The sequence below is a fragment of the Deinococcus marmoris DSM 12784 genome (assembly GCF_000701405.1).
Lineage (GTDB): Bacteria > Deinococcota > Deinococci > Deinococcales > Deinococcaceae > Deinococcus > Deinococcus marmoris.
This window is the reverse complement of the sequence record NZ_JNIV01000157.1, coordinates 1-6645: the sequence shown is the minus strand read 5'-3', so window position 1 is coordinate 6645 and position 6645 is coordinate 1. Positions and strand designations below refer to the sequence as shown.

At 66.8% G+C, this 6645-nt stretch carries 7 protein-coding genes; 3 read left to right on the top strand and 4 right to left on the bottom strand.

Annotated features, from left to right (window positions below):
• Positions 1-277: transposase (locus Q319_RS26595; RefSeq protein WP_029481032.1), on the bottom strand; the 277-nt coding region annotated here is incomplete at its 3' end.
• Positions 278-470: 193 nt separating this feature from the next.
• On the opposite strand from Q319_RS26595, the gene Q319_RS0121955 reads away from it, so the two are divergent.
• The 3 genes from Q319_RS0121955 to Q319_RS0121945 all read left to right on the top strand — a co-directional run bounded on the left by Q319_RS0121955 (position 471) and on the right by Q319_RS0121945 (position 3248).
• Complete coding sequence (locus Q319_RS0121955) at positions 471-1898, top strand: D-alanyl-D-alanine carboxypeptidase/D-alanyl-D-alanine-endopeptidase (RefSeq protein WP_029484550.1); 1428 nt, start codon at positions 471-473, stop codon at positions 1896-1898.
• A 21-nt stretch (positions 1899-1919) separates the two neighbouring features.
• A complete protein-coding gene (locus Q319_RS0121950) occupies positions 1920-2273 on the top strand; it encodes a DUF2089 domain-containing protein (protein ID WP_029484549.1) in 354 nt (117 codons plus the stop codon).
• A gap of 72 nt (positions 2274-2345) precedes the next feature.
• The gene (locus Q319_RS0121945; protein WP_051655676.1) at positions 2346-3248 is read left to right on the top strand and encodes a metalloenzyme domain protein; all 903 of its coding nucleotides are present in this window, start codon (positions 2346-2348) and stop codon (positions 3246-3248) included.
• Positions 3249-3420: 172 nt separating this feature from the next.
• Here Q319_RS0121945 and Q319_RS0121940 read toward each other — a convergent pair whose 3' ends face one another.
• The 3 genes from Q319_RS0121940 to Q319_RS0121930 all read right to left on the bottom strand — a co-directional run bounded on the left by Q319_RS0121940 (position 3421) and on the right by Q319_RS0121930 (position 6334).
• Complete coding sequence (locus tag Q319_RS0121940; RefSeq protein ID WP_029484547.1) at positions 3421-4044, bottom strand: phosphoribosylanthranilate isomerase; 624 nt, start codon at positions 4042-4044, stop codon at positions 3421-3423.
• Positions 4037-4291, bottom strand: coding sequence for a hypothetical protein (locus Q319_RS0121935; protein ID WP_034416320.1), 255 nt, complete (start codon positions 4289-4291; stop codon positions 4037-4039). Before Q319_RS0121935 ends, Q319_RS0121940 begins: the two co-directional genes overlap by 8 nt.
• A gap of 75 nt (positions 4292-4366) precedes the next feature.
• Complete coding sequence (locus Q319_RS0121930; protein WP_156039540.1) at positions 4367-6334, bottom strand: hypothetical protein; 1968 nt, start codon at positions 6332-6334, stop codon at positions 4367-4369.
• Between the last annotated feature and the right edge of the window lie 311 nt (positions 6335-6645).

Here is a 6645-nt window from a genome sequence, read left to right as displayed (position 1 = left end):
CCTGCCGAGTTTCCCGCACCAGGACGCGATTGATCGCCTCCCATGAACCGTCAGCTTCAAAACGGCGAAAGTACGAATACACCGTCTGCCACGCTGGAAAGTCATGCGGCAGGTTTCTCCAGGCAATGCCGCCCTGCAAGACGTACATGATCGCGCACAGCACCTCGTAGAGATCGACCGTGCGTGGCCGCCCTCCTGGCTTGGCAGAGGGGAGGAGTGGTTCGAGCCGCTTAAACTGGGCTTGGGTCAGGTCCGACGAGTAAGGCTTGCGTTTCACACCTCAAGCTTGCCACCGGGTCTGACCCTTTATAAACGCGCTCTAACGGTCAAACCGCTGGGCAGCGTTGAGGCCAGCGTTTTCTAGCGGTCAGATGGTTGGACAGTTGGATGTTCAAACTCTCGCTCCCAGAGGGGGCCACGCAGCTGCAACGGACCAACCCATCAACCTGCTTCCGCTATCCTGCCTCCCGATGTCGCGTTTTCTGCCCCTGCTGTGCCTGCTGCTGTGCGTGGGCGGCGCACCCTTTCCAGCGGCGCAGGCTCCAGCCACGCAAAATCCGGCCACCCAGCAGGCGGACCTGACCCTGCACCGCGAACCCGGCCTCACGGTGAGCGTTCAGGAGGTTCTGCGAGGACTGCCTCCCGGCGTGCGCGCGGGCGTGCTGGTGCAGGATTTGCAGACGGGCCAGGTGGTGCAGGCGAAGCTACCGGATAGCCCGTTCATCCCCGCCAGCACCAACAAACTGGTGGTGGGCGCGGCGGTGCTGAACGAGCGCGGCGGCGCAGACGGCTGGTGGAGCGCCGAACTGACCGTTCCCGCCGCGCAGATCGGGCAGGCCCGCGTGAAGGCCGTGACCCTGCGCGGCAGCGGTGACCCCACCCTGAGTGTGTCGGAGGGCACCTACAGCCTGCGCCTCCTGGCAAAGCAGACGTATGCGCGTGGCCTGCGCGTGGTGGGACAGGTGCGGCTGGACGACGCCCGGCTGGATTCGGCCACCTGGAAGGACGCGCCCATAGAGCTGCCCATGACCGCCCTGCGCCTCGCGGAGTGGTATGACGCGCCGCCGCCGAGCAATGAAACCGCGCGCCAGCGACTGGGCACGGCATTGAAAGCGGAGTTGCGCCGCGCCGGAATCAAGGTGACATCCGAAGCTGTGGGCGAGGCGGCTCCCTTCAGGCCCTCCCTCCCACCGCCGCGCACCGATGGGCAGGGCCAGCCGTTGCCCATCGGTGCGCTGGTTCCCGTGGACCGCCGCCCCGAACAGGCGGTGGCCAGCGTACGGAGTGCGCCCGTGGCGAAGTTTGTGGCCGCCACGCTGCGCCCCAGCGACAACCTGAACGCCGAGGAACTGCTGGGCACGCTGGCCCTGCGCCCTGCCGCGAACGGCACGCTGTCCGGCGGACTGGCGCGTCAGCGGGCGTATCTGGGCCGTATCGGCGTGGACCTCAGCGGCGTGGTGGTGGCCGACGGCAGCGGCCTGAGCCGCGAGAACCGCCTGACCCCGCGCGCCCTGGTGCAGTTGCTGCGCGTGATGTATGACCTGCCATATCCGCTGTCCGGCACGCCTGCCGAGGGTTCAGGCTTCCCGGATCAGGTGTACCGTCAGCGCCAGAATGCGTTTGCCGAGGCCCTGCCGCAGGGCGGTACGAACGAGAACCTTCCACGTCACGGTGGACGTGGCGGCACGCTGGCGCAGCGTTTTGTGGGCGCGGGGCTGGACGTGCGCGCCAAGACCGGCACGCTGCCCGGTGTCAGCAGTCTGGCCGGGTATGTCACGGCAAAAAGTGGGCATACTTTGGCCTTCGCCCTGATGATGAATGGCCCCCTGGACACCCCGATCCTGACCCTGCGCGCCCTGCTGGACGAGACGGTGGCGGTGCTGGCGGCGGAGAACTGAGCGGAGCCGTACACTACCCCCATGCGCCCCCTGCCCCTGCCCTTTCCCGACGAAAACGAAGCGCCGCACGTCACCGAGTTGCGGTTCGCGGGCAGCGGCGTGACCGTGCGCGGAGCCTTTGAACTCAACGAATTTGCCACCCTGACCCCCGACAACCTGGAATTTCTGCGCCTCTACATCCGCGTGCGCGGCAATTTAAAGGAAGTGGAGCGCGTGCTGGGCGTCAGTTATCCCACCGTGCGCGCCCGCTTCGACACGCTGCTGCGCGCCATCGGCTATGAACCCGAACTGGCCGATCCCCAGGCCGAGATTCTGAGCAGCCTGGAACGCGGCGAGATCACGCCGGATGAGGCTGCGCGGAAGCTGCGGCGTTAGCCGGGGCCGGGCCATCCTGTCGCTCCAGCCAGTGCCTCATTCTCGTCCTAGACTTGGCGCTATGGAATCCCGATGAGCGGCGTGGTCTGGCTGGCCCTGGACGGCGTGGGCCACCCGGCAGACGCGCCCCCTGACAGCGTGTGGGAGCAGGACCTGCCCGCGCTGCGCCCACTGATCGACGCTGGATTTGCCCTGGACGCCACGCTGGGCGTGCCCGGTCTGCCGCAGTCCGGCACCGGCCAGAGCTGCTGGCTGACCGGAGTGGACGCGGTGCGTCTGATGGGCAAAAATGGCATGGGCGAACACTTCGGCCCGCATCCGGGGCCGACGTTGCAACGGCTGCTGCGCCAGTCCAGCCTGCCCGCGCGGCTGGAAGCGGCGGGTCTGCGCGCGGCCCTCGCCAACCATTACGTCCCGCAATATCTGGAGGCCCAGGCCCGCCGCCCCCGCATGGGCTGTTTTCCCTTTGCTTTCACGGCGGCGGGGTGGCCCCTCAACCCGCCGGGGGTGCCGCTGCTGGGCGCGACGCTGGGCCTGGGCTACCGCGAACCCTGGACACCGTTCCAGACCCCGCATGAGGTGACAGAAGTGGGGCAGGCGCTGGCGAAAGCCGCCCGCCAACACGACCTGATCGTGGCCGATCTGTGGTTCGGGGACCTGCTGGGCCACCTGGGGCGCGAAGCCGGGCCGCCCCCGGAAGTTCGGGCGGCAGCTTCCGGGTATCTGGCCCGCGTGGACGCCCTGCTGTCCGGGCTGCTGGACGCCGGGGCGCGGGTGGTGATCAGCAGCGATCACGGCAATCTGGAAGACCTGAACACCAAATCCCACACCGTCTCGCGGGTGCCGTTTGCTGGGGCAGGCGTCGATCTGGGCGCGGCGAGGAATGTGGTGGAGGCTGGACAGATCATCGCCGGATGGTTCGGGCTGGGTTCCGTTGAAGACAGACAATCCCGCCCACCTGTGCCGCTGGTCTGAAAGTTATCCACAATTTTATCCACAGGGCTTGTGGACAACTTGTGGATAACCTGGGGTTCCTGCCAGCCTTGATCGCGCGTTTTGCCCGTGCTATGCGGCGTGCAGGGGTAATAGGGAGGGGGTTCCACAGCTTCCAAAGTTATCCACAGGCTCCCGTTTCACTGTGGATAACTCAGGGCGTGGTGGCCCGGACGGCCCCGATAAACGCGGTCACTTTTGCCGGATCTTTCACGCCAGGACGGGCTTCAAGCCCGCTGACCGCGTCCACGCAGGCGGGTTGCAGGACCCGGATGGCCTCTGCCACGTTCCACGGCCCCAGTCCTCCCGCCAGCCACGCCCCGGCGGGAAACGTTTCACGCAGGCTCTCCCAGTCCAGTGGCACCCCGCCCCCCGGTTGTGGAGCGTCTACCATCAGGGTAACGGCAGGAACACTGGCCCATAGTTCTGCCCCGGCCCCCAGATTGGCGGGGCGCAGCACGCGCAGCACCGGATAGAAGTCGGCCACCGCCCGCACGAAGGCTTCAGAGAGGGGGCCGTGGAGCTGCACCGCCGACACCCGCGCCAGTTCTGCCGTCCGCAGCACCTCGTCCAGTCCCTGATCCAGAAACACGCCCACCCGGCCCACGGCTGGCCCCACACTCAGGCCCGCCTCGCGCGCAATCTGAGGCGACACCAGCCGCTTGCTGATGGGCGCGAAGATGAACCCCAGGGCGTCCGCGCCAGCCTGTGCGGACCGCACGGCGTCATGGATAGAAGTGGTGCCGCAGATTTTGATCCGTGTGTGGGCCTCAGCCATTTCTGCCTTCCAGCGCCGCTATCCGGCCCTCCAGATCGCGGTTTTTCTGGAGCAGCGCCAGCAACAGCAGGGCGTAATGGTCATACAGCTTGGGGCGCTCCATGCGGTATTCGCCCGCCATCCAGCCGTTCAGCAACCGCTCGGCTTCCTGCAACACCTCATCCGTGGGCACGTCGCGGAAGCCGCGCTGGCCGATGATCTCGCGGGCAAAGTTCAGTTCACGTTCGGGATCGGGACGCTCTGGCATGCCTTCCATTCTGAAGGCTGAAGCCGGAGCGCGCACTGCACGTCGCCCGCGTTCGGGTAAAGTCCGCTCTGGCGTCTACCAGCCCAGGTCCGGCGCGGTTACCACCCGGTCTGCGGGAAGGTCACTGAACAGCGTGTAGGTCAGGGTATAGCTGCCGGGAATCACGCGGCTGAGCAGGATGGCGTCGCCGTCCACGCGCGGCTGGACATTGGCCAGACTCGGCCCCTGGAGTTGCAGTGGGCCGCGCACGGCGGGGGTGCTGCCGCCTGTGGGCAGCGGATCGATCAGGCGAACGTTTTCCAGCGTGCTGTCCACGGTGAAGACCAGCGTGACCGCGTAGTTCTGCGCGCCCGCGTTCACGTTCTTGGTCAGGCTGGCCCGCGCGCCGTTCTGCACGGTGCGGGTGACGTTCGCCCCGGCGGGACTCTGCACCCGCGCCGTGCCGGTGGTCCGCAGGCCCACGGGGTCCAGCACGGCCTCGGCGGTGTCGCTGCGGCACACGCGCACCGGCACCTTCAGGCGCAGCGGCTGGCCCCCGCTGAAGTCCCCGGACGTTTCCAGCGGGTAGTCGCTGGTCCAGCCGGTGGGCAGGTTCAGCTTCAGGCTGCCCGGCAGGCGGTACGGGAAATCGGTGCGGGCGCTGGCGGTCAGTTGCGTCACGTCGCAGGCGTTCACGATGTCCGGGGCGGTGATCAGGGTCACGTCGGTCAGCACCCGGTACTCGATGGTGACCTTGCCCGCCACGCCGTCCGAGACGCGCCCTGGCAGCGGCGGCGTGAAGGTGCTGCCGGGAATCGGCGTGGGTTTGACCGGGTAGTCACCGGGCGCAAGCGGCACGTTGGCGGGGGTGTTCAGGGTGCGCCCAGCCACCTCGAAGGGCACGCCGGTCAGGGGGATGCGCTGATCGCCGTAGATCGCCACGGCATCCACTGCCAGTTGCCCTTCCGGGGCGCGGGCCACGAAACGGACCTTGGTAAAGCCCGGCTGGTAGCGCACCTCGGTAGGGGAGACGATGTTGCCGGTTCCCTGCACAATGCTGGAACTGATCGGCACGTAGCCGGGCGGCAGTTGCGGGCGCACGCTGCTCTCGCCCACCAGCGTGTACGACGCCCCCGGAATCGGGCGGCCCTGCGGATCAACCACGTCCACCAGCAACTGATTTTCCACCTTGGCCCCGGCAGGCGGATTGAAGCCGCCCACGCGCGCTGTGACCGGCTGGTCATTCAGGCGGAACGAGTAGCGCACCGCGTTGCTGTACTGCTTGGTGGTGGGCAGCACCCGGATAAAGATCTGCCACTCGCCCACCATCTCGGGCGTGATGGTGAAGCGGTCCGTCACGGTCTTGCCATTGTCGCTGGGCGTCAGGTTGGCGCGTTTGCCCCCCGGCTGCACCGCGAAGGTCTCGGCTTCCTGCGGGCCGTCGATGTCGTAGTTCAGGATGCCCACCGCCTTGCCCACCCAGTCGGGCGTGACGTTCAGGCGGGCGGCCAGCAGCGGCTCCGGGGTGTTGCTGCGGGCGTTCACGGTAAAGTCGCTGGTCTCCAGCGCAAACGGCGAGGCCACCCGCAGCGCATACGCGTTCTTGCCGTCGCCCTTGCTGTTGACCCGCAGCGTGTAGGTCCCGGCCCCCAGCCCGCCCGCGAACAGGCTGTCCCAGGTGTGTTCGCGGTTCTGCCCGTAACGCCGCTCGGTGACCGTGCCGCTGGGGCCGACCAGGGTAAAGGTGGTGGTGAACGCCTCGTTTTTCTTATATAGCTCGTCGCCGAAGTACCCCGCCGCGCGCCGCCCGTCCACGTAATCGGCCAGATTGAAGGTGGGCGAGTAGATTTCCAGTCCCAGCGGCTTCCCGGCGTCCTGCGGCGAGACCCGGATAGTATAGCTCTCCACGTCCTGAATCCATTTCTCGCCCACCGACACCAGCGGCAGCAGGCCCCCCACCGGACTGCCCCCTTCGGTCTGGGCCAGCGCCGGGCCAGCGCCCATCAGCAGGGCGGCGAGAAGCGTCAGATGGGCAGAGAACGGTCGGGGGAAGACGTTGGGCATGACTGCAAAAAGCATACAGGAGTGGCATGGTGGGGGCTGGCGAGCTGTAGCCGGAGGGTCAGCAGGGGACGAAGCGGTTCAGTGTTCCTTTTGGTTCTATGAAGCTCATGTCAAGTCATAGGCACTCCATCCATGTGTCAAACTCCGCAGTGACCCAAACCCCCCGTAAAACGTTTATCACTATGATCGAAAGTTCACTTCCTCGGTTCACCTGGAGTTCAGTACCGGACAACTTGCGTTTAAGTGGCGCTGGGTGCGGAGAAAGGTTGATTTAAGAGGCCGAAGTATATTTCGGCCTGTGGGTGATCCCA